This window comes from Polynucleobacter sp. JS-JIR-II-50 (genome assembly GCF_018687895.1).
Lineage (GTDB): Bacteria > Pseudomonadota > Gammaproteobacteria > Burkholderiales > Burkholderiaceae > Polynucleobacter.
In genome coordinates, this window is record NZ_CP061307.1 from 1,505,095 (window position 1) to 1,528,841 (window position 23,747).

The following is a 23,747-nucleotide window of genomic DNA, read 5'->3' on the forward strand; positions in this document are numbered from 1 at the left end:
AAATCGATATCGCAACCCTAAAAGAATACTTTTTAGGGTTGCAAGACCGCATCACAAGTGCAATGAGCGCTTTGGATGGCAAGGTCTTTGTTGCCGATGAATGGCACAAACCTGAAGACAGCAAACTCAAAGGCTATGGTCGCACCTGCATTGTGGATGGCGGCAATATTCTGGAAAAAGGTGGCGTGGGCTTCTCCCATGTCCGCGGCGATCAAATGCCCCCTTCGGCATCACATCATCGTCCAGAGGTGGCAGGCCGTAGCTTTGAAGCTATGGGCGTGTCCTTGGTATTCCACCCGAATAATCCTAAAGTACCCACCACGCACATGAACGTGCGCTGCTTTATTGCGCAGGCCCCTGGTAAAGAGCCGGTATGGTGGTTTGGGGGTGGCTTTGACCTTACCCCTTATTACGGTGTTGATGAAGACTGCAAACACTTTCACCAAACTGCCAAGGATGCATTAGACCCCTTTGGCGAAGAGCTTTACCCTCGCTTTAAAAAATGGTGTGACGAATACTTTTACTTAAAACATCGCGATGAGCCACGTGGTATTGGCGGCGTTTTCTTTGATGACTTTAATGAGCTTGGGTTTGAGAAAAGCTTTGCAATGACGCGCGCAGTGGGAGATGCATTTATTGATGCTTACCTACCAATCGTTCAACGCCGTTATCAAGATGGCTTCACCCCTGAAGAAAAGTCTTTCCAAGAATATCGCCGCGGTCGCTATGTGGAATACAACCTGATCTTTGATCGCGGAACTATTTTTGGTTTGCACTCTGGTGGTCGCACTGAATCTATTTTGATGTCGATGCCGCCAGTAGTTCAGTGGTGGTACAACTGGCAACCCAAGCCTGGCACTCCTGAGGCTAAGCTGTATGACTATTACCTTAAGCCACGAGATTGGCTAGCTTGAGCGCTATAAAGAAAATAGGCATTCTTGGGGGTACATTTGATCCACCCCATGTTGGTCATTTGAAATTGGCCACCCATTTTGCACAGCTACTCCACTTAGATGCGCTACTGCTCATCCCAAGTGGCGAGCCATGGCAAAAAGGAGCTGGTATCACTCCAGCAGAAATGCGACTGAAGTTGACTGAAGCTGCCGGCATTGATTTGGCGCGCGCATTTTTATATCTCAAGATTTCCACTCAAGTAGGTATTGATCGCATGGAGATTGATCGCGCTGGGCCTAGTTATGCGATTGATACCGTTACAGCCTTGCGTGAGCGCTTTGGAACAGGCGCTAGCCTGACTTGGCTGATGGGGGCAGATTCTCTTGTTGCCCTACCTAGCTGGAACTCCTGGGAAAAGCTGAGTCAGCATGTCAATTTTGCGGTGGCGACTAGGCCAAATCATGACTTAAAGCTAGAAATAAGCCCTGAAGTGGTTCAATTTTTGAAGACCCATCAAACATCTGATGCAAATGCCCTTGAAAATAGCGCTGCAGGCCTCATATACATCGATGAAAGCTTGAATATTGATCTATCCTCAACAGCACTACGAGATCGCCTTAAATCCAGCTCACGGAGCTCTATTGCATCCGAGCAAATTCCAACCCACACCCTAGAAATCATTACAAATCTGGGCTTGTACCAGTAATCAAGCTAAGATCACCCTAAATAGAAAAATTATTGCCGAGAAAATATGGACTTACGTAAATTACAACGCGTCGTGATTGATGCCCTTGAAGATGTTAAAGCACAAGATATCCGCGTATATGACACCACTAAATTAAGCGAGTTATTTGATCGAGTGGTCATTGCCACCGGCTCTAGCAACCGTCAAACCCGCTCCTTAGCCATGTCGGTCAAGGAAGAGGTAAATGCTAAAGGTGGAGAAGTCATTTCTATCGAAGGTTTAGAAACCGGTGAATGGGTATTGGTTGATTGTGGCGATATCGTCGTACATATTCTGCAACCAATGTTGCGCTCTTACTATCAGCTTGAAGGTATGTGGGGCGCTAAACCTGTACGCGTGAAATTGGCTGGCGATAAAGGTCTTGTTAAGGCCAGCGAATCTGAAGACGACGAGTAATTTCGTCGTCACTAGCGGCAATGCGGCTCACCATCGTTTCTGTTGGTCATAAAATGCCTGATTGGGTTGCCACGGCAACTCATGACTACATCAAACGAATGCCTGCGGATTGCAGCATTGAAATCAAAGAGATCAAACCCGATCTCACGCCCGCAAAAGAAGCTATTAAAATTGCAGCAGCCATTCCCAAGGGATCCAGAGTGATTGCCTTGGATGAACGAGGCAAAGACCAAACTACTCAGAACTTAGCCACTCAACTGGCTAGCTGGCGCCAAGAAGGCTTTGACATTACCTTTTTAATTGGTGGTGCAGATGGCCTGGATCCCAGCCTAAAAGCAAGCGCACAAGCTATGTGGCGACTGTCCAGCCTTACCTTGCCACATGCCATGGCTAGAGTCATGTTAGTAGAGCAGCTTTATCGAGCCTGGACTATCCTGCAAGGCCACCCCTATCATCGTGAGTAATCCGTTGTACTCTTTTATTTATCTCGCTTCGCAAAGCCCTCGCCGCCAAGAGCTACTAAAGCAAATGGGTATTCGCTTTGAAATGCTGCTACCAAGCACCAATGAAGATAGTGAGAGCATCGAAACTCCTCTCCCACTAGAAAAAGCACGCCTCTATGTGGAGCGCGTTACCTTGGCAAAAAGTGCTGCAGCGCTCGGCCGATGGAAAAAGAGTGGCTTACCTTGGGCTCCGATTCTCTGTGCCGATACCACCGTGAGCATACCCAATCATCCCGCTGGTGAAATTCTGGGTAAACCGGTCGATGCAGCGGATGCTGCCCGAATTCTGACTATGCTCAGCGGCAAAGTACATGAAGTACTCAGCTCAGTAGCTGTGACTGTAAGTTCTGATGAAAAACCCATACAGCTTGTACAGGTTTCCAAAGTGCAATTTGCAAACTTATCCCCCGAACAGATTGATGGCTATATTGCCAGCGGCGAACCCTTTGGTAAGGCTGGCGCCTATGGCATACAGGGTTTGGGTGGGGCTTTTATTCCTTCAATTCAGGGCAGCTATAGCGGTATCATGGGTCTACCTATTTATGAAACGAAGCTTTTACTGGATCGCGCCCAAGTTAGCAGCATATGAACGAAGAAATACTAATTAATATCACCCCGCAAGAAACGCGCGTTGCTTTAATTCAGCAAGGAGCGGTTCAAGAGCTACAAATTGAGCGCACTCGCCAACGCGGCATTGTGGGGAATATCTACTTAGCCAAAGTAGTTCGCGTACTGCCAGGCATGCAATCAGCATTTATCGAAATCGGTCTTGAGCGCACGGCATTTATGCACGTCGCCGATATCACGCAAAATAATCCTCAAGCACAAATTGAAAAATTATTGTTTGAAGGTCAAACACTGTTAGTGCAGGTATTAAAAGATCCCTTAGGAACTAAAGGTGCACGTCTAACAACTCAACTGAGTATTGCTGGACGCAATTTAGTTTATCTACCTCCAGCAGGTAGCGATACCGCTACTGAAAAATATATTGGCGTTTCTCAGCGAATTGATCAGCCCGAGGAACGCGAAGCAATTAAGGCGCGTCTTGCAGGCCTGATGGCTGAAGACGAAAAAGGCGGCATCATCGTCCGTACCAGCGCTCAAGATGCATCCGATATGGAGCTACAGCATGACATGCTTTATCTGCGAACTACCTGGGAAAACATTCATGCGGCAATGAAGCATAATCCAGCCCCCACCCTACTCTATCAGGACCTTAGCCTAGCTGAGCGGGTATTACGCGATGTTGCTGGGGAAGAAACCACTCAGATCCGCGTGGATTCTGCTGAGAATTTTGAGAAGCTCAAAGCATTTACGAATGCGTACATGCCCAATCTTTTGGGCAAGCTGACTCTACATCGTGGCGAACGCGCCCTGTTTGACTTATTTGATGTTGATGCCGAGATTAATAAAGCACTGGGTCGCCGAGTCGACCTCAAGTCTGGTGGCTATCTCATGATCGATCAAACGGAGTCAATGACTACGATTGATGTGAACACGGGTAGTTATGTAGGCGCCCGAAATCTCGATGACACCGTCTTTAAAACCAATCTAGAGGCAGCCCAAGCCATTGCGCGTCAACTCCGTTTACGTAATCTAGGTGGCATCATCATTATTGATTTCATCGACATGCTGGGCAAAGACCATCAAGAATCCGTATTGCATGAGCTCAAACGCAATCTTGAGCGCGATCATGCGCGCACCTCAGTCAGCGACTTTTCTGCATTGGGCTTAGTAGAAATGACCCGCAAACGGACGCGTGAATCCTTAGCTCATATCACCTGTGAACCATGCGCCACCTGCCTTGGCAAAGGTGAGATTAAAACTGCCCAAACGATTTGTTATGAGATTTTGCGTGAAATTGTGCGAGAGCATCGCCAATTTAATCCACGCGAATTTAGGATTGTGGCTGCACCTGATGTAATTGATTTATTTCTAGAGGAAGAAAATCAATTCTTGGCGCAGTTAGGTGATTTCATTGGCAAGCCAATTACCCTGCAAGCAGAAGGCAGCTTCCGTCAAGAGCAATACGATATTGTTCTGAGTTAAGGCTTCCGAATTAAGCGTTGGAGAATTGGATGCGATGTAAGTTCGCATATAAGCCATCTTGCTTAATTAAATCTTCGTGCGAACCATTTTCAACGATCTTCCCATGCTCAAGCACCACAATTCGGTCAGCATGTTCGATTGTTGATAAACGATGAGCAATCACTAAGGTAGTTCTATTCGCCATTAAGCGCTCGAGCGCTTCCTGAACCTGACGTTCGGATTCAGAATCCAGTGCTGAAGTTGCTTCATCCAAAATCAAAATTGGCGCATTCTTATAAATTGCGCGGGCAATAGCCATACGCTGGCGCTGCCCACCAGACAAGCGATTACCGTTATCTCCCACCATCGAATCAATGCCTTCAGGCAACTCTTTAATCAGCGCGCTCAGATTGGCAGCCTCCAAAGCCTCCATGACACGTCCGCGATCAATGCCATCATGATCGCTAGCGCCATAGGCGACGTTAGCAGCAATCGTATCGTTAAAGAGAATGACATCCTGACTTACAAAGGCAATCTGGCGTCGGACATCAGCCAACACAATATCTTCAATAGGAATGTCATCCAAGAAAATGTGGCCGCTGGTCGGCTTATAGAAGCGTGGCAATAAATTAACGAGCGTAGATTTACCGCCACCTGAAGGGCCAACAAAAGCTACAACTTCACCCGGTTTAATATTGAGACTGATATTGCGCAAAGCATCTTTTCGCCCGACCTCTTGTTGATATGAAAAGCCAACGTCATCAAAACGAATAGCGCCTTTTGTCTTATTGAGCGACTTCATATTTTGCTTACGCTCTTCATCCTCTTCGAAAGGTTGATCCATCAATCCAAAAATCATTTCTGCAGCAGTAAGGCCGCGCTGCAAAGGTTGGTTGATATCCGCCAAATGCTTTAAGGGAGAAATCACCAACATCATTGCAGTAATGAAGGCAGCAAATCCACCTACCGTGGTGCCTTCAGTGGCCGACTGCATCAAGGCAATTACCAACACCACCGACAAGGCCATAGAGGCAATCAACTGAGTAATTGGCTGATTTAGACCGCCAGCCACAGCAGACTTCAAAGCAAACTGACGTGCACGTTCAGCTTTTTGCTTAAAACGATTCATTTCGTACTCTTCGGCACCATGAACTTTAACTATCTTATATCCCGCAGCCGCCTCTTCCACAATATAAGCAAGTTCACTAGTGAGTGTTTGCTGTTCTCTATTCAGCGATCTTAGGCGACGATTAATTTTGCTCATGATGAATGCAATCACGGGGAAAATAAATAGAACGACCAATGTCAATTGCCAGTTTAGGTAGATGAGATAGCCCATCAAACCAATGACAGTGAGTGAGTCACGCACCAAACTGATCAGCATTCCACCCATAATAGAGAGAACGTTATTGACTTCAAAGACAACGGCATTAATCAGATTTGATGCGGAGTTCTGTTGAAAAAAAGTGGTCTTTGCATGCAACAGTGTTTGAAACATTTGCTCGCGCAATTTCAATAACACCGCATTAATTACGCGAGTTAATAGGTAGTTGGATAGAAATTGAGCCAAACTGCGAACCAAAGCCAAGCCAACCAGAAAAACGGGGACTTGCCAGAGCTTGCTATTGAGCTGACCAGTAAAGCCGCGGTCCAGCAAAGGCTTCATCAGAGCCGGAATGGAGGTTTCGGCGCCAGCCACCAAAGCCATGGCCAAAAGCGACCCAATAATCAAGCCGTAATGGGGCTTGAGGTAGGTAATTAAGCGATTTAGGGCGGTGCGGTCTTGAGCATTCATATAATGAATTATGCCCACCTTATCAGTCATACTCATCACCCGCAATGAAGAGGCCAATTTGGACGATTGCCTGGCCTCTCTGGAAGGGATCGCCCAGCAGATCGTAGTGGTTGATACCAATAGCTCTGACCGCACCCTAGAAATAGCCCAAAAGCATGGGGCAAGCATTTCTCAGCCTGCGGATTGGCCCGGTTTTGGACCCCAGAAGAACCGCGCCCTGGATTTAGCTACCAGCGAATGGGTTCTATCTCTGGATGCTGATGAAAGACTGACTCCAGCCCTAAAGTCAGAAATTCTGACGGCGATTCACCATAGCGCCCACGTAGATTGCTTTGCCATCCCCAGACTTTCTTGGTATTGCGGACGATTTATCCGCCACTCTGGCTGGAGCCCGGATTATGTCGATCGTTTATTTAAACGCGGTACCGCCCGCTTCTCAGATGATTTGGTTCATGAGCGCCTGATACCGAATAGCCAAGTCGCCAAGCTAGAGAATCCCATGTTGCATTACAGCTTCATGAATTACTCTCAAGTCCTCCAAAAGCTAGATCGCTACTCCACCGCTTCCGCAGAGCAGGCATTTGCCAGAGGTAAAACTAGTGGCCCCCTCAAGGCAGTCCTGCATGGCGCCTGGGCATTTTTCCGTACCTATGTTTTGCGTGCGGGATTCCTAGACGGCCCCCAAGGATTTGCATTGGCGGTATCCAATGGCCAGGGAACCTATTACCGCTATATTAAGTTGTGGCACCTGAATCAGGAAGCCAGTAAATGATTTCGATTTTGCTGGCTACCTATAACTGGCCACAAGCACTCAAGCTTTGCCTAGAATCTCTAGCCACTCAAACCGATCAGAACTTTGAAATCATCATTGCTGATGATGGCTCTACTGAGAGCACAAAACACCTCATTGAATCCATTAAAGCCTTGCACCCGGCCTCTATTACTCATCTTTGGCAAGAAGACCAAGGCTTTCAGAAAACCAAGATTCTCAATAAAGCAATCGCTGCAGCCCATGGCGACTACCTTGTTTTTCTGGATGGCGATTGCGTTGTCCAGCCAGACTTTGTGGCACGACATCGTGCGTTAGCGCAAAAGGGTTATTTAGTTACTGGCAGCAGAATCTTGCTTGATGAAGGCCTTACTACAGAATTACTCACTTGGCCCCAGTGGAGTTTTGAGCGCTTTTGTTCAAATCTCATTAGCAAGCGCTTGACTGGCGGCATCAATAAATACTGGCCCCTTAAAGTAAAGCTAGGTAATGGCTCTTGGCGCGACTACAAAAAATTTGTTTGGCGTCGCATTAAGGGTTGCAATATGGCCTGCTGGAAGGCCGATGCTGAAGCCATCAATGGCTTTGATGAAACTATGACCGGCTGGGGCCATGAGGATGCGGATTTTATCTTCCGCCTGCAACACCATCGCATTCATCGCAAGTCAGGCTCATGGTCTACTGAAGTGCTCCATCTATTTCATAAACTTCATGATCAAAGCAATGCTGCCGAGAACGCTCGACGGGTTCGTGAGAAGATCTTGGCTAAGGCCCTTTGAATATTCTCACCGCCATGACTACGTACTCCTCACTTAAACCTAAAAAGGTTTTATTTATTGCCACGAGGCAAATTGGAGACGTATTAGCAACAACACCCCTGATTAGTAAAGCCAGAGAGCTTTGGCCTGATGCGGAGTTTCATTTTTTAGGTTATCGCGGCAAGCTAGAGATGCTTCATGGCAATCCTGATATTGCTGAGGTGATTGAAACTTCGGATAGACCGGGTTTTGTGGAATATCTCTCCCTCTTTAATCGACTGTTTCAACGCTATGACTTGGCTTTTGTTACGCAACCCAGTGATCGCGCTTACTTTTATGGCTTGGTTGCTGCCTTGAGAAGGATTGGCGTCCTTGGCGGACATCCTCAAGGCAAAGATGCACAAGATCAACAGAAACGAAGCAAGAGCGAGAAGCAAAATGCTTGGAAAAAATTTATTTGCATGCATACAGTTGATGTTGACTACTTTCATCAGCATGTCATTACTGAAAAACTGCGCCTACTAGAGCCCTTCTTTCAAAATCAAACGGAAATTTTTGCCAAGCCGATTTCGGTTACTCCGCCTGCTGGAGAGCCCTTAACACCCGGTATTGTTAAAGAACTCAAGCAACCTTATGTCGTTGTGCACCCAGGACCACTTACTGCCTATAAGCGTTGGCCACTAGCGTATTGGCAAGCACTCATTACTTGGCTAGTAAAGCAAGGGTTTCAGGTAGTGTTAAGCGCCTCCCCTGCAAAGCAAGATGTACAACTCAATCACGACATCATTTCTCTGCTAGATGATGAAAGCAAAAAGCAAGTGATCAATGCTGCGGGCAAATTATCGATTCCGCAAGCAGGCACACTGATTCGTGGTGCTACTTTGTATATTGGGGTTGATACCTCAATCACCCATTTAGCAGCAGCATGCAATACCCCAACCATCACTCTCTTTGGCGCCACCCCGCCAACGAACTTTGGCCCATGGCCCAATGGTTTTATTGGTGAACAGCCATATCAATTACGTGATCGTACCCAAACCGTTGGTAATGTCACCATCTTGCAGGGTCCCGGTGAATGCGTACCTTGCCGTAAAGCCGGATGCCTAGATAAGGCCGATAGCTATAGCGAGTGCTTGGACTTACTAGAGCCCCAACAAGTCATCGAGGCGGTTCGGAAAGCATTACCGAACTAGATCAACCAATACGATCAGTGATACTGAATCTGTACAGGATCTTTTTGCTTAGAAGCCAAGATTTGATTTAGCCCGTGCAAGCAGGCATCGTCAGGATAGATGCGCAACTCTTCTGGGAACTGCATCAAGCAAGCGCCGCCACTGGTAGTGACAGCAGCCGTCAGCATTAAACCCTTCATGCCATCGTTCGATCCCGGCGCAGCAGGGGCAGATGCACCAAGCTTAGGATCACGCACACGATTAGCCATAAGGTAGGGATTAATTTGGTTACGGAGCATCTTGATATCAATTGCGTTATCAATGCAAACATGAACATTACGAGCAAAACGCATACGCGCACCTGTGATATCCATTACCGCCTCAGACACAATGCGCATGCCGCCCGAGAACTTATCAGGCGTCACATTGACCTTGGCAACCAAGAGCTCATCTTCTTTTAGCCAAGAACGATTGGGCTCGTAGACTTCGCTATACAAGGTGACTTCGAGGGCAGCGGAGCCATCATCGATAGTTGCAATCATCATGCGACCGCGTTGACCAGTTAGCATTCGTGCTGAAGTGATAATGCCGGCAATGAGTTGATCTTTACCTTCTGTTACCTTAGCCAAAGGCTGCCGGATAAAGTGAGAAGTCTCATCGCGATAGGCGTCAAACATGTGCCCTGTTAGGCAAAGACCTAAGGCATTTTTCTCTTCTTGCAAGCGTTTTTTCTCAGACCAGATAGGCTCACGCACTAGTTCTGGGAGATGGCGATCCTCTTCACCAGCTGCCTCAAACAAGCTCACCTGATGAATCGATGCTTCCGCTTGCTCAGCAGCCTCAATCGCTCTAGCTAGGGATGCTAGTAAGGTAGATCGAATGTCGTACAAATTCCCGCCCGCAGGAACGGAGTCACGATACAAGCTATCAAATGCGCCAGCACGCATCAGCGCTTCAATGGCGCGGCGATTGACTTGCCTACGATCTACTCGTGCGCAGAAATCAAATAAATCTTTAAATGGACCGCCTGTTTCACGCGCCTTGACGATGGATTCAATCGCCGCTTCACCGGTGCCGCGCACCGCACCTAAACCATAACGAATATGACTGATGGAGGAATCTGGAGCTGCATCGGGTGCGCGCAATGGCGTGAACTCATACACGCCAGTATTGATATCAGGCGAGAAAACGCGAATATTGTTTACCAAACAATCGTCATGCAGAATCTTCACCTTATCGGTGTCATCCATCGCGAGTGATAAGTTGGCTGCCATAAATTCGGCTGGGTAATACGCTTTTAGCCAAGCAGTTTGATATGCCAAGAGTGCGTATGCAGCAGCATGGGACTTATTAAATCCGTACCCAGCAAAACGCTCCATCAAGTCATAGATCTCATTTGCCTTTGACTCGGTAATGCCACCCGCTTTTGCACCATCACTAAAGATCTTGCGATGCTGAGCCATTTCTTCAGGCTTTTTCTTACCCATCGCACGACGTAACATATCGGCACCACCCAATGAGTAGCCGCCAATCATCTGCGCCATTTGCATCACCTGCTCTTGATAGACCATGATGCCGTAGGTCTCGCGCAGAACAGGCTCAATACGAGGATCGGGATACTCTACTTTTTGACGCCCATGCTTACGCTCAATAAAGTCTGGAATCAAATCCATTGGGCCCGGACGATACAAAGCCACTAGGGCAATAATGTCCTCAAAGCGGTCAGGCTTAGCTTCACGAAGCATGCCTTGCATGCCGCGACTTTCTAGCTGGAATACTGCGACAGTATTGGCGCGCTTCAAAACATCAAATGCTTTTTCATCATCGAGCGCAATCTCACCGATATTCCAGTCTCTGCGATCAGCGTGTAGTGATTTAATCCAACGCTCTGCTGCTGCCAAAATAGTAAGCGTAGTCAGACCCAGGAAGTCGAACTTCACCAGACCAATCGCTTCTACGTCATCCTTATCAAACTGACTGATCACAGAGCTACTGTCTTGATCTTTACTTTCTTGCGTGTAGAGCGGACAAAAATCAGTGAGGCGCCCTGGAGCAATTAGCACGCCGCCCGCATGCATACCAACGTTGCGAGTCATACCCTCTAACTGCTGCGCCAAGGAAAGCAATTGACGAACTTCATCTTCATTCTTTTCGCGCTCGGCTAATTGCTTCTCTTCCTTCTTTGCCATCTCAATGGTCATGTACTGACCTGGCTTATTCGGAATGAGTTTAGCGATACCGTCTACGAAGTTATAGCCCTGCTCTAACACGCGCCCTACGTCACGAATCGCCGCTCTAGCTGCCATGGTTCCGAAGGTGGCGATCTGACTCACCGCATCCTTACCGTACTTATCCTTTACATACTGAATCACACGGTCACGACCATGCTGACAGAAATCGATATCGAAGTCGGGCATCGATACCCGCTCTGGGTTTAGGAAGCGTTCAAAGAGTAAGTTGTAACGAAGTGGATCCAAATCGGTAATACCGAGTGAGTACGCCACTAAAGAGCCTGCGCCAGATCCACGACCAGGGCCTACAGGCACACCATTATTTTTAGCCCAGTTAATGAAGTCCGCCACAATCAAGAAGTAGCCTGGGAAACCCATTTGAGAAATCGTCTTAACCTCAAACACGAGACGCTCGTGATAGCGCTTCATTTCTGTTTCGCGCTCCTCTGCATCCGGGAAATTGCGCTCCATGTGGCGCTTCAAACCAATCTCCGATTGCTGCAAGAGATAGTCATCGAGCGTAATACCGGGGGGCGTAGGGAAATCCGGTAAACGTGGTTGACCTAATACCAATGAGAGATTGCAACGCTTGGCAATCTCAACCGAGTTCGCTAATGCGGCTGGCAAATCAGCAAAACGTTTTTCCATTTCCGCTTGCGTCAAGAAGTACTGCTCATCGTTGAATTTCTTGGTGCGACGAGGATTACCTAGCAACTCCCCTTCAGCAATACAGACACGGGCCTCATGCGCCGTAAAGTCACTCTTCTGCATAAACTGCACTGGGTGCGTTGCGACTACGGGTAGATCGAGCTCACTGGCCAGATGACAGGCAAGCTGGAGTTGTTTTTCGTCTTGAGGATTGCCGCCGCGCTGGACCTCAATATAGAAAGACTTCGGAAAGAGTTTTTCGTAGCGTCTGGCAACAATCTTGGCATGATCTACTTGCCCACCCAATAGCGCGATGCCGACTTCACCCATGCGTGCGCCAGAAAGTGCAATCAATCCATAAGAGAGTGTGCGCTTGGCAGCCTTGTCTTCCGCTTTGGCAGCGGGCTCAGTAAACCAAGCAGAATCAACTTCAGCACGACCACGGGATTGATTATCCAGAGACGCTCTACTGAGCAACTCACATAAATTGAGGTAACCAGAATGGTTTTGCACCAAGAGCAATAAGCGATGAGGCTGATCTGGATCCTGGGGATTGCTAACCCAAACATCTGCTCCGGCAATCGGCTTGACCCCGCCAGAACGAGCGGCGGTATAGAACCGCACTAAACCAAATAAATTACTTAAATCCGTAATCGCTAGCGCGCCCATCTCATCTTTGACGGCGGCAGCTACCGCATCATCAATGCGCACGACTCCATCCGTAATCGAAAACTCGGAATGGACGCGGAGATGTACAAAACGGGGTGAAGCCATGAGATGATTTTAGCTGTGTCCACACTCAAAAACCTTCCATCCCCAACCGGCGGCTATCGCGGGCGATTCGCCCCCTCGCCCACCGGTCCGCTGCACGCCGGATCCTTGGTTGCCGCCCTAGGAAGCTGGCTAGATGCCCGTAAAAATCGGGGGGAATGGCTGCTCAGAATCGAAGATTTGGATACCCCAAGGTGCATACCTGGGGCAACCCGGCAAATTCAGGCTCAATTGCTCGCCTGCGGCCTTTCCTGGGATGGGGAAGTCATTTATCAATCTCAGCGCCATGACGTCTATCAGAGGGCTTTAGAGCGCTTAAATGGGCTTCAGTGCCTGTATTCCTGCACTTGCTCAAGACAAACTATTGCCAATGCCCTGGCCAAGCTAGGAATCGAGACCCCTCGCAATCAAGAGATGGTCTATCCCAGCACTTGCCGCCCTGCCCACTTAATCAGCAATCCCACAGACTCTTTGGGGCAATTGCAGCAAGCTTGGCGAATTGCCCTTACCCAAAATTGCCATATTGAATTTAAGGATTTAGCTTTGGGCTCTCAAAGCCAAAACCTCAATACAGAAGTGGGCGATTTTGTACTACGCAGGAGTGATGGCTTATTTACTTATCAGCTCGCTGTAGTCGTTGATGATGCCGAGCAGAACATTACACATATCGTTCGTGGCAAAGATTTATTGAGCAACACCGCAAGGCAAATTTACCTGCAAGAGATATTGGGATACAAGCGACCAGAATATCTTCATCTACCACTGGTGCTCGATGAGCATGGTGAAAAACTCAGTAAGCAAACTTTAGCAACGAAAATCAATACGCAAGATAAGAAACACTCACTAATGGAGCTGCGCAAAGCGGCAACACATTTGGGACTACAGGATTTGCCGGATGGCGAGAATGTCACTATTGCAGAGTGGCTGCTTGCAGCCACTCATGCATGGCGAAGTTAATTACTCAGTTGATTATTTTTTCTTAAATCCGCCGAGTAAAGCGCCAACTGCAGGTTTGGCAGGAGTAATGCCCGCTTTCTTCTCTTCCGGCTTAGCAGCATCTGCAGTAGATGTAGAAGCTGCACTTGGCTCGTAAGGTTTATAGAAAAAGGGATCAGATATTTTCGCAGGTGCGCTGTAAGAGCTTCTGGAGCTACTGGAGCCGCCATAACTACTAGATGAAGGGCGACTTTGTGAAGGCGCACCTTCAGGCAAAGGCTGTACGTCCAACTTGCGCTTCATTAACTTCTCGATATCATCGAGCAAACGCTTTTCACTGGCATCCACCAAGGCAATCGCGTCACCTTTACTGCCTGCGCGACCTGTACGGCCAATGCGGTGAATAAAGTCTTCTGCGTTGTAAGGCAGTTCGTGATTAATCACACATGGCATATCGGGAATATCCAAACCACGGGCAGCAACATCGGTTGCCACCAACGCTTCAATCGCGCCAGATTTAAATGCATCTAGAGTTAAAGTACGCTCGCCCTGACTCTTGTCACCGTGAATCGCACCCGCCTTGATGCCATCGCGCTCAAGTGCACGAGAAAGTTTTGCGCAACCCAAACGACTATTCGTAAAGATGATGCATTGGCGTGATAAGCCAGCACGCGTGCGCGCTTCTAACACTTTGACAATCGCGCGTTGCTTATCTGCTGAGGAAACCATGTGCACCACTTGCTTCACCGTATCAGCGGCGGCATTTTGACGAGCCACTTCAACCGTTACTGGAGTACGCAAATAACTTTGTGCCAGTTTCTTAATTTCTGGTGAGAACGTTGCAGAAAACAACAATGTTTGTCTTTGCGCAGGAATCAAATCAATGATGCGCTGTAAGTCAGGCAAGAAGCCCATATCGAGCATGCGATCAGCTTCGTCCAAAACTAAAATCTCTACCTGAGAAAGGTTGGCAACCTTAGAGCCAATGTGATCAAGCAAACGTCCTGGAGTGGCGATCAAGATCTCTACGCCATTACGCAGTACCGCGACTTGCTCTTTCATATCCACGCCACCATAAACAACGGCAGCACGTAAATCAGTATGTTTGGAGTAGCTTGCAGCATTCTCGGCCACTTGCACCGCCAACTCACGTGTTGGAGTGAGAACCAATGCACGAATCGGATGGCGTGCTGGCGATGCGCTGTTACTCGCGTGACGCAAAATCTTTTGAATGATTGGCAATACAAAAGCGGCCGTCTTACCGGTACCGGTTTGCGCTGCACCCATCAAGTCACTACCCGCTAATACATGCGGGATGGATTGCGCTTGGATCGGCGTGGGAATGGTGTAACCCTGTTCAAGAACCGCTTTTTGAATTTTCGGGTCTAAACCAAAGTCAGCAAAAGTAATTGTTGCTGGAGGGGTAACACTAGGGGTAGCGCTGTCGCTAACCCCTATAGAAGAATTTATTTCAGTAGCAGTATTTGTCAAGGTAACTTACAGGATGGCCGCAATGCCGGCCTTAGCGGTTTCAGCATCCTCGGTCGATTTAACGCCGGAAACGCCGACTGCGCCGATGGTAAAGCCATTTACATCGATATTGACACCCCCCTCCAACATGCCCGAAATATGCGGGGCAGATAAGAAAGAGGTGCGGCCGTTATTAATAATTTCTTCGTAAACACGGCTTTCGCGTTTACCCATTGCAGCTGTACGTGCTTTCTCTTGTGCAATGTATGCAGATACTGGAGCACAACCATCACGACGAATTAAACCCAACATATGACCGCCATCATCACAAACGGCAATCGTAACCGCCCAATTATTGGCAGCCGCATGCTTATTTGCTGCATCTAAAATCTTTTGAGCATCAGCTTGAGTGAGGTAAGGTTTAGTTGCGGTCATCTTTAATCTTTCTATCTCGAATATGGTGTGTTTATTTCGTGCACTTCTATATAAGTACTTGAATTATAAGGGGTGTAGCCAGATTGAACCTGAGGAATCTAGCTCCACCCACCCTAATTTGCTCTAAGTTGCCCCTAAGTACTTCTTATTTAAGGAACTCTTGGGCCGCAACGACTCCACTGGCCTTAGGTTTGTAACCCATAGAGCCCAGACTCATCTCCACCCCACTTAAGGCAGCCATCAGGCTCAGCTCATTGCAATCGCCTAAATGGCCAATGCGGAATGCCTTACCTTTAATCTTGCCCAAACCCGTTCCCAAAGATAGGTTGAATTTCTCCAGCGCATGTTTACGTAATACATCCGCATCCATGCCTTCTGGAGTAGCAATACAAGTCAACACTGGTGAGTAGCAGTCTTTATCTTGACACTGAATTTCTAGACCCCATGCATTCACCGCTTCACGACAAGCAGCAGCTAAACGCTGGTGACGTGCAAAGATCGTATCCAATCCTTCAGCCATCATCATGTCCATAGCTTCATGCAAACCATACATCAAATTGGTGCTGGGAGTTGTTGGCCAATAACCATTTTTATTTGACTCCAGGATCTCATCCCAAGCCCAATACGATTTATGTATTTTGTTTTTTTCACTGACTTCAATTGCACGTGGTGACAAAGCATTAAAGCCAATTCCAGGAGGCAACATCAAACCTTTTTGTGAGCCAGAGATAGTGACGTCTGCACCCCACTTGTCATGCTCGTAATCCGCTGAACCCAAGCCAGATACGCTATCTACGAGCAATAAGGCTGGATGCTTTAAGGAATCAATCGCTTTACGAACAGCAGCAATATTCGAAGTGACACCGGTCGAAGTTTCGTTATGCACTACGCAAACAGCTTTGATCTCATGACCGGTGTCTTTACGTAAACGCTCTTCAATTACAGATGCATCTACACCCCAACGCCAAGAATCTTGTCCTGCTTTACCAACCACCTCAACGTCTAAACCAAGACGCTTGCCAAGTGCACGCCACAAGTTTGCAAATTGACCAGTTTCATAGAACAACACTTTGTCACCAGGATTGAGAACGTTGACTAATGCACCCTCCCAAGCACCGGTTCCAGATGCGGAATAAATAATCACAGGCTGCTCAGTTTTAAAAATCTTTTTGATGCCATCCAATACTTTGAGACCAAATGCACCAAATTCCGGACCACGATGGTCGATAGTTTGATAGCTGATGGCGCGCAATACACGAGGAGGCACAGGACTTGGGCCGGGAATATGTAAAAAATGGCGTCCTGATGCGTGGTTATCAAGTTTCAACATGCTTTGTCTCACTTTTAAAGTGTTTATAGGTAGTTATTTCTGCCGTTAGTGTATGACAATTTTGGGGAAATTTCCATTTTGTATACAAATTATTGTAAATAATTATTGGAATAAGGCTTAAATTAAGCATTTAAAGGCTGTATTTATGCCTTAAGATGGTTTATTCTTATTTTGTATACAAATTAAGAAGCCGAGAGCTTAACTAAGGGTTGATCCATGACGGTAGTAGAACAGCCAAATTCACAAAACTTGCACGAAGCAACTTTCGAGAAGCTGAGATCCCTCTTGGTCGAGGGCAAGATTGCCCCTGGTAGCAAATTGAATGAACGTGAATTGGCTGAGAGTCTCAACGTCTCCCGCACCCCCATTCGAGAGGCGATTCGCCGTTTAGCAGCTGAAGGTCTGGTGGAGTTGATCGCTAATCGCGGTGCAATTGCTGTGCAACTCAGCCTTGCGGATGTATTAAATACCTTTGATGTCATTGCAGATCTAGAAGGTTTCTCTGGGGAATTAGCAGCCAACATTATTAGTGATGCCACCCTCTCTGAATTAGAAGCCCTCCAATATGAAATGATGGCCTCCTATGCGCGCAGAGATTTATCGAGTTACTACAAACTCAATTTACGCATTCACCATCTGATTAATCAGGCGGCTAATAATCCTGTTTTATCTAAACTATTTACTCAAGTCAATGCGCGCATTGAAGCATTACGCTTTCGCTCCAATCAAGATGGCGTCAAGTGGGAAAAGGCTGTGGAAGAACATCAAGAAATGCTCGATGCCCTTAAGGCACGAGATAGCGTCCGCATGAGAAAAATTATGATCCAACACGTCAGAAACAAACGTGATGTCGTTGCTCAATTACTCCAATCAGAATCCCTGTCAGAAGCTACCAAATCATGAACAAACCCTTAGATCTTAAAGAACTCATGGTTGATCAAGCGGCTTTAGCGGCACGTCTTCGCAAAGAGACTTCAGGGGAAGTGATGACTGATAGCGCCAGTCGTGGCCGCTATGCAACCGATGCCTCCATCTATCAAGCCATGCCGGTTGCAGTCTTTGTTCCGAAAACTGCTCAAGATATTGCTAGCGCAATTCAGATAGCAGCAGAGATGGGCGTGCCTGTGCTACCCCGTGGCGGCGGCACAAGTCAGTGCGGTCAAACTACTGGCGCAGCACTAGTGATTGATAACACTAAATACTTCAGAAATATTTTAGATCTCAATCTGGATCAAGGTTATGTTGAAGTTGAGCCAGGCATTGTTCTGGACCATCTCAATAACTCACTCAAGGAACATGGTCTGTGGTATCCAGTGGATGTTTCTACTGCTGGACAAGCGACGATTGGCGGTATGGCCGGCAATAACTCTTGCGGTAGCCGCTCGATTGCTTACGGCAATATGGTGCATAACGTTTTGGGTATTGATGCCTGGTTAGCAGATGGCGAAATCGCCAACTTCAGCGATTACGTAAGTAGCACTGGGGCTGCTAAGCAATTAGGTGACTTCGTTAAAAACCTAGCCACCACCCTCCAACCAGAAATCGAAGCACGCTTTCCGAAGGTTCTGAGGCGCGTTGCAGGTTATAACCTCGATATCTTTCATCCGCAAAGTGAGTTGCCTTACACAAAAGATGGCAGTGTCAATCTAGCCCACCTTCTGGTTGGTAGCGAAGGCACCCTTGGGTACTTTAAGTCCCTCAAACTCAAGCTCGCGCCTTTGCCACAACATAAGGTGCTGGGTATTGTGAACTTCGCTAGCTTCTACAAAGCAATGGATAGCGCACAACATATTGTGAAGCTTGGCCCTACTGCAGTTGAACTAGTCGATCGCACCATGATTGACTTAGCACGTAGCAATCCGAGTTTTAAGAAGACTATTGAAACCGCCTTAATAGATCACACAGCTCAGACTCCAGAAGCGATCTTGTTGGTGGAGTTTTCAGGCGAAGCCCATGCGCCACTATTAGATAAGCTCAAAGCACTTCAAGAGTTGATGAGTGACTTAGGTCTTCCGGGATCTGTTGTGCCGATGCCTGATGCGTCTTTGCAAAAGAATTTATGGGAAGTGCGTAAGGCTGGTCTAAACATCATGATGAGCCTTAAAGGTGATGGCAAGCCAGTAAGTTTTATTGAAGACTGTGCTGTTCCGCTAGAAAGTTTGGCCGAATATACCCAAGCTTTAACAGATGTGTTTTCTAAATATGGCTCACGAGGCACTTGGTATGCCCATGCTTCTGTGGGCACATTGCATGTGCGCCCTATCTTGGATATGCGCAGAGACGGCGCCCAGAAGATGCGTGCGGTTGCTGAAGAGGCTTCTGCCTTAGTCCGCAAATACAAGGGCGCTTATAGCGGTGAGCATGGTGATGGTCTTTGCCGTGGCGAATGGATCTCTTGGCAGTTTGGCCCCAAGATCACTGAAGCCCTTGCAGAAATCAAGCACGCCTTTGATCCCAAGGGATTGTTTAATCCCGGCAAGATTATTAATCCACCCAAGATGGATGATGCGAGCAACTTTAGATTTCCGCCAAGCTATAAAGTTATTCCATTACAGCCAGCATTGGATTGGTCGGCTTGGAACGTACAAAACGATGCTGTCACAGAAGCCACTACTGCCCCTGGTACAGGTGGCGATCCAGCGATGGGTTTAGCCAAAGCAGTTGAGATGTGTAACAACAATGGTCACTGTCGCAAGTTTGACGCCGAAGTGATGTGCCCAAGCTATCGCGTAACGCGTGATGAGAAACACCTCACCCGTGGCAGAGCAAATACTTTGCGTCTGGCGCTTTCAAATCAACTCGATATCAAAGATGAGATGTCGCCACTCGGTAGCGATGCCATCAAAGAAGTGATGGAACTATGCGTGAGCTGTAAGGCTTGTCGTCGCGAGTGCCCTACTGGCGTGGATATGGCCAAGATGAAGATTGAGTTCCTATCTGCTTATAAGAAGCGTGTTGGTCATTCATTACGAGATCTGGCAGTCGCTTATTTACCTCAATATGCCAGCACGATTAGCGCCATTCCACTCCTACCAGCCTTACTCAACTTACGTAATCACATTAAACCCATTGCCACACTCCAAGAGTGGGTCATGGGTATTTCTGCGCAAAGAAGCTTACCGACTTGGAAGAGTCAAACTTTCTGGAATCAGAAAGCGGCAAACACTTATCAATACAGCTCAGAAGAATTGACTAGTAATGCTGATGGCAAAGGCGTTGTTCTATTGGCGGATACCTTTAACGCCTACTTTGAAGATGAGAATCTTCAAGCGGCATTAAAAGTACTTAATGCCGCTGGCTATCGGGTTCATATTCCCCATAAGAGTCAAAGCAACACCACAAAACAAATAAATAAAAGTGAAAGCGGCTGCTCTAAAGAGTTTTGTTGTGGCAGAACCTATTTAGCTGCAGGTATGGTGGATAAGGCCAAAGCCGCCCTAGGTGAATTGGTTGATCACCTCGCGCCCTACGCAGATAAGAACATTCCAATTATTGGTTTAGAGCCTTCTTGTCTCTTTACCCTAAAGGATGAGTCCTTGGTAATGGGTTTTGGTGATCGTGCTGTCAGCGTTTCTAAACAAGCGCAATTGCTCGAAGAGTTCTTGGCTAGCGAAGTACGAGCAGGCAAGATCAAATTGAATCTCAAAGCAGCTGATAAGTCAGTATTGTTTCATGGTCACTGTCATCAGAAAGCATTTGCTGCAGTGACCCCTGCAATGGAATTACTCAAACTTATTCCCAATGCAGAACCTAAGCTAATTGAATCTTCTTGCTGCGGTATGGCTGGTAGCTTTGGCTATGAGGCTGAGCACATTGAAGTGTCTAAGCAAATGGCAGAAGCCAGTCTATTGCCCAGCATACGTAAATCACCAGGTAGTTGGGTGGTAGCTGATGGCACCAGCTGTCGTCATCAAATTGCCGATGGCACCCAAAGAGAAGCTGTACATATCGCCAAAATATTGGCGGCGCATCTATAGGAAAAAGAGGATAGGGCGGCGTATTTTTGTTTAACGAATTACGCCGTAACCCACCATCAGCAAAGTTCCCGTCAGTAATGCAGGAACCAATCGCTTGGTGGGTTTAGAGATCATCACACCGATAGCTAAGACACAAATCAGCGCTCGTATCCACAAAGGTACGGTTGCCATTAGGCCGAGTGGCATCACAATCAAGCGAATAGTTAAAGCAGCAACCATCGCATAGGTCACAGCAGCTAACCAGCGGAAGATCTCGCTATCTTGATTGATGCTTTGTGATAGCAAGACGCCAATCGCACGGCAGAAGTAAGTACCTAGGCAGGCGCCCACTAAAGCAATCCACAAACCCCAACCCGAGAGCGCGTTAGTCATGGTGTTGATCGTGTCTATCATCCAACCACCCCAGTTTTCTTGCGCAAGAACTTGAGATCAATAAAGTAAGCCATGGTTCCGGAAACCAATCCTGCGGTTAATAGGCTGGTATCGCGATCTACTATGAAGAAGATGGGGCCAAAGATACACCCTAAGCAAATCGCAATGCGGTTAATCCAAGGCTTTACCTCGGTAAATGTCAGCAAGAAAAACAGGGGGTTAATAAAGACCAATCCTAGGGTCACAGCGGGTGGCACCATACCTGCCAGATAAAAACCCAGAATGGTTCCCGGAATAGAGATTAACCAACACAGCAATCCTAAACCAACAAAATAACTCAGGCGATGCCTCACTTCAATCGCATGAAACTCGCGCATGGAGATAGCCCATGCCGTCATCGCCAGTAGGTGTACTGAAGCATAGAGACTGCGATTGCGATCTTTTTGGTGGAACTGCGGAAAGAGTGTCACCGTCATAGTGATAAAGCGAGTGGATGTGAGTGTGACCGCTAAAGCAATAGCCACAACTGATGAGCCGGTAATGGCCATCTCGAGCAGGACCACCTGCCCTGGTAATGCGAACATAAAGAAGGAAGTAAAGGTCGTAAACCAAACATCAAAGCCATTAGTTTTACCCATTGCCCCGAAGCCCACCATGCCAGCAAAGAGCACCATTGCGGGAGCACCTGCTGCATCCCGAATGCCAGACCAAAATGCATCGCTGGGATTTTTAAAGCGCTCTGCCGCAGACTCTTCTAGCGCGATTTCGCTAGGATCAATATAGGGCTGGTCTGCGGATGACATGAGTTAATTGTAAGCTTTGTAGGGCTTCTAAGCCTTTAGGGCCCACTCAATATGCTCAGTTACTAAAGCGTCTGCATCAGCAAGTGCCTCACTTAAAGCTGTGCGTATTGCTGACTTATCGCCGTCTGCTACAGCAGTGCTTGCCAGCGCATTACCCATTGCTACGGCTAAATTGCGACGCCAGCGGCTATAACCTATTCTACGAATGGCGCTGCCTTCATGGCGTTGGTCAAACTCCGCTTCAGTCCAGGACCACAGATGCAAGAGACTTGCCTGCCCCAAGCCATGGCGTCTGGCAAAGTCTGGTAACTCAGTGCGTTTAGCGAATTTATTCCATGGGCAAATCAGTTGGCAATCATCACAGCCGTATACGCGATTACCCATGGCACTTCTAAATTCAACTGGTATAGCCTCAGGATTTTCAATGGTGAGATAAGAAATACATCTGCGTGCGTCTAATTGATACGGCGCAGTAATGGCTTGAGTAGGACAAATATCGATACAAGAGGTGCAGGTACCGCAATGCGCTTCAATCTCTTGATCTAATGGAAGTGGTACATCCACCAAGATCTCACCCAAGAAAAATGTTGAGCCAGATTCTCGATTCAGTAATAGTGTGTGCTTGCCACGCCAACCTAAACCCGCCTTACGTGCCAACTCCACTTCCATCAACGGTGCTGAATCTGTAAATACGCGATAGCCCAACTTCCCAATCCGCTCTTCAATGCGTTGGGCAAATTCTTGCAAGCGATTTCGGAGTACCTTGTGATAATCGCGCCCTCTGGCATACATCGAAACAACTGCCTGAGAGGGATTTTCCAACCTTTGCCACTCAGTATCGAAATCAGTTTCGGGTGGGAGGTAGTTCATGGATACACAAATGACGCGCACTGTACCGGATACCAATAGCTCAGGATGAGAGCGTAATTCGGCATGGCGCTCCATGTACTCCATATGGCCATGACGTCCCTCAGCCAGCCATTCCTGCAAACGCTCGGTTGCAGGCCCTAAATGGGTGTCGGTAATGCGTACGCCATCAAACCCTAAGGACGCAGCCTGCTCCCCAAGCCAATCACGTAGATTGGACTCATTTAAAGATTGAGGGCTAATAGATAAAGGCATAGGGAATACAGAATGTAGCGCAATAATTGAATAAACTAGGGGAATGGCTCAAACACAGGCAACCACGGCAATTCCACTCACTTCAATAGATCTCTATTGTAGGCAGGAAGCCGATACCGCTTCTCTTGCTAAGCAACTGGCAGCCAGTTTTGAGCACTTTCTGACTAGGCAGCCCAGTTCACACCTAAACATTTCCTTAGAGGGTGATCTTGGCGCCGGCAAAACGACCTTTGCGAGATACCTCATTCAGGCGATGGGTCATGCGGGCAAAGTAAAGAGTCCTACTTACACTTTGTGCGAACCCTATCCACTTACTTTAAAAGATCAAGCAATCACTGTGCACCACTTTGATTTGTATCGTATGCGTGATCCCCTGGAATGGCAAGAAGCGGGATTTGCAGAGCATTTTGATGTTCCGGGTATTTGCTTAATTGAGTGGCCAGAAAAAGCAGAGGGCACTTTGCCTGCATTTGATATTCAGATTCTGTTATCTGCCGGCGCCGATGAAAATATGCGCTCGATCACTATCAAGGCTTTATCTATTAGAGGTAAAGCTGTAGTTGACGATATACAAGTCGCTCGGCAATAACTA

At 47.5% G+C, this 23,747-nt stretch carries 20 protein-coding genes and 1 pseudogene; 13 read left to right on the plus strand and 8 right to left on the minus strand.

Going from position 1 to position 23,747, the window contains the following annotated elements:
• Positions 1-2: 2 nt before the first annotated feature.
• The 6 genes and pseudogenes from hemF to rng all read left to right on the plus strand — a co-directional run bounded on the left by hemF (position 3) and on the right by rng (position 4,587).
• Positions 3-914: an oxygen-dependent coproporphyrinogen oxidase gene (gene hemF / locus FD963_RS07405; protein ID WP_215363937.1), complete on the plus strand. Its 912-nt coding sequence runs from the start codon at positions 3-5 to the stop codon at positions 912-914.
• On the plus strand, positions 911-1,600 hold the full coding sequence (locus FD963_RS07410) for a nicotinate-nucleotide adenylyltransferase (RefSeq protein WP_215361552.1): 690 nt from the start codon (positions 911-913) through the stop codon (positions 1,598-1,600). Before hemF ends, FD963_RS07410 begins: the two co-directional genes overlap by 4 nt.
• 45 nt (positions 1,601-1,645) lie before the next feature.
• Positions 1,646-2,032 (plus strand): annotated as a pseudogene (rsfS, locus tag FD963_RS07415) (ribosome silencing factor); the annotation flags it as partial.
• 23 nt (positions 2,033-2,055) lie between these two features.
• Positions 2,056-2,499, plus strand: coding sequence for a 23S rRNA (pseudouridine(1915)-N(3))-methyltransferase RlmH (rlmH, locus tag FD963_RS07420; protein WP_215361554.1), 444 nt, complete (start codon positions 2,056-2,058; stop codon positions 2,497-2,499).
• A gap of 64 nt (positions 2,500-2,563) precedes the next feature.
• The gene (locus FD963_RS07425; protein ID WP_251367359.1) at positions 2,564-3,127 is read left to right on the plus strand and encodes a nucleoside triphosphate pyrophosphatase; all 564 of its coding nucleotides are present in this window, start codon (positions 2,564-2,566) and stop codon (positions 3,125-3,127) included.
• Positions 3,124-4,587, plus strand: a complete 1,464-nt coding sequence (gene rng, locus FD963_RS07430; RefSeq protein ID WP_215361558.1) for a ribonuclease G — start codon at positions 3,124-3,126, stop codon at positions 4,585-4,587. Before FD963_RS07425 ends, rng begins: the two co-directional genes overlap by 4 nt.
• Before the next feature lie 10 nt (positions 4,588-4,597).
• On the opposite strand, the gene msbA is transcribed toward rng, so the two are convergent.
• A complete protein-coding gene (gene msbA, locus FD963_RS07435; RefSeq protein ID WP_215361560.1) occupies positions 4,598-6,361 on the minus strand; it encodes a lipid A export permease/ATP-binding protein MsbA in 1,764 nt (587 codons plus the stop codon).
• A 10-nt stretch (positions 6,362-6,371) separates the two neighbouring features.
• On the opposite strand from msbA, the gene FD963_RS07440 reads away from it, so the two are divergent.
• From FD963_RS07440 to FD963_RS07450, 3 genes are read left to right on the plus strand one after another with little or no spacing between them, the layout of a single operon-like run.
• A complete protein-coding gene (locus FD963_RS07440; RefSeq protein WP_215361562.1) occupies positions 6,372-7,133 on the plus strand; it encodes a glycosyltransferase family 2 protein in 762 nt (253 codons plus the stop codon).
• Positions 7,130-7,909, plus strand: a complete 780-nt coding sequence (locus FD963_RS07445; RefSeq protein WP_215361564.1) for a glycosyltransferase family 2 protein — start codon at positions 7,130-7,132, stop codon at positions 7,907-7,909. The genes FD963_RS07440 and FD963_RS07445 overlap by 4 nt, the downstream gene beginning before the upstream one ends.
• 14 nt (positions 7,910-7,923) lie before the next feature.
• Positions 7,924-9,081 carry a glycosyltransferase family 9 protein gene (locus FD963_RS07450; protein WP_215361566.1) on the plus strand — a complete coding sequence of 386 codons (1,158 nt, stop codon included), beginning with the start codon at positions 7,924-7,926 and terminating at the stop codon, positions 9,079-9,081.
• A 14-nt stretch (positions 9,082-9,095) separates the two neighbouring features.
• Here FD963_RS07450 and dnaE read toward each other — a convergent pair whose 3' ends face one another.
• Positions 9,096-12,713 (minus strand): DNA polymerase III subunit alpha, encoded by a 3,618-nt coding sequence (dnaE, locus tag FD963_RS07455; protein ID WP_215361568.1) that lies wholly within the window; start codon positions 12,711-12,713, stop codon positions 9,096-9,098.
• A gap of 3 nt (positions 12,714-12,716) precedes the next feature.
• Here dnaE and gluQRS point away from each other — a divergent pair, with 3 nt between their 5' ends.
• On the plus strand, positions 12,717-13,667 hold the full coding sequence (gene gluQRS / locus FD963_RS07460; RefSeq protein WP_215361570.1) for a tRNA glutamyl-Q(34) synthetase GluQRS: 951 nt from the start codon (positions 12,717-12,719) through the stop codon (positions 13,665-13,667).
• A gap of 12 nt (positions 13,668-13,679) precedes the next feature.
• Here the strand turns inward: gluQRS and FD963_RS07465 are convergent, their stop codons facing one another.
• The 3 genes from FD963_RS07465 to FD963_RS07475 form a co-directional block, all read right to left on the minus strand.
• Positions 13,680-15,137 (minus strand): DEAD/DEAH box helicase, encoded by a 1,458-nt coding sequence (locus tag FD963_RS07465; protein ID WP_215361572.1) that lies wholly within the window; start codon positions 15,135-15,137, stop codon positions 13,680-13,682.
• 6 nt (positions 15,138-15,143) lie between these two features.
• Entirely contained in the window at positions 15,144-15,551 is a 408-nt protein-coding gene (locus FD963_RS07470; RefSeq protein WP_072583972.1) for a heme-binding protein, read from the minus strand.
• Between the two features lie 145 nt (positions 15,552-15,696).
• Positions 15,697-16,881 (minus strand): alanine--glyoxylate aminotransferase family protein, encoded by a 1,185-nt coding sequence (locus FD963_RS07475; protein ID WP_215361574.1) that lies wholly within the window; start codon positions 16,879-16,881, stop codon positions 15,697-15,699.
• A 216-nt stretch (positions 16,882-17,097) separates the two neighbouring features.
• On the opposite strand from FD963_RS07475, the gene FD963_RS07480 reads away from it, so the two are divergent.
• Positions 17,098-17,784, plus strand: coding sequence for a GntR family transcriptional regulator (locus FD963_RS07480; protein ID WP_215361576.1), 687 nt, complete (start codon positions 17,098-17,100; stop codon positions 17,782-17,784).
• Positions 17,781-20,858: an FAD-binding and (Fe-S)-binding domain-containing protein gene (locus FD963_RS07485; RefSeq protein ID WP_215361578.1), complete on the plus strand. Its 3,078-nt coding sequence runs from the start codon at positions 17,781-17,783 to the stop codon at positions 20,856-20,858. The genes FD963_RS07480 and FD963_RS07485 overlap by 4 nt, the downstream gene beginning before the upstream one ends.
• Positions 20,859-20,888: 30 nt before the next feature.
• Here the strand turns inward: FD963_RS07485 and FD963_RS07490 are convergent, their stop codons facing one another.
• From FD963_RS07490 to queG, 3 genes are read right to left on the minus strand one after another with little or no spacing between them, the layout of a single operon-like run.
• Entirely contained in the window at positions 20,889-21,251 is a 363-nt protein-coding gene (locus FD963_RS07490; protein WP_251367208.1) for an AzlD domain-containing protein, read from the minus strand.
• Positions 21,248-22,033 carry an AzlC family ABC transporter permease gene (locus FD963_RS07495; protein ID WP_215361580.1) on the minus strand — a complete coding sequence of 262 codons (786 nt, stop codon included), beginning with the start codon at positions 22,031-22,033 and terminating at the stop codon, positions 21,248-21,250. Before FD963_RS07495 ends, FD963_RS07490 begins: the two co-directional genes overlap by 4 nt.
• Before the next feature lie 27 nt (positions 22,034-22,060).
• Positions 22,061-23,155 (minus strand): tRNA epoxyqueuosine(34) reductase QueG, encoded by a 1,095-nt coding sequence (gene queG, locus FD963_RS07500; protein WP_215361582.1) that lies wholly within the window; start codon positions 23,153-23,155, stop codon positions 22,061-22,063.
• Between the two features lie 43 nt (positions 23,156-23,198).
• Between queG and tsaE the strand changes: the two genes are divergently transcribed.
• Positions 23,199-23,744: a tRNA (adenosine(37)-N6)-threonylcarbamoyltransferase complex ATPase subunit type 1 TsaE gene (gene tsaE, locus FD963_RS07505; RefSeq protein ID WP_215361584.1), complete on the plus strand. Its 546-nt coding sequence runs from the start codon at positions 23,199-23,201 to the stop codon at positions 23,742-23,744.
• Positions 23,745-23,747: the final 3 nt, after the last annotated feature.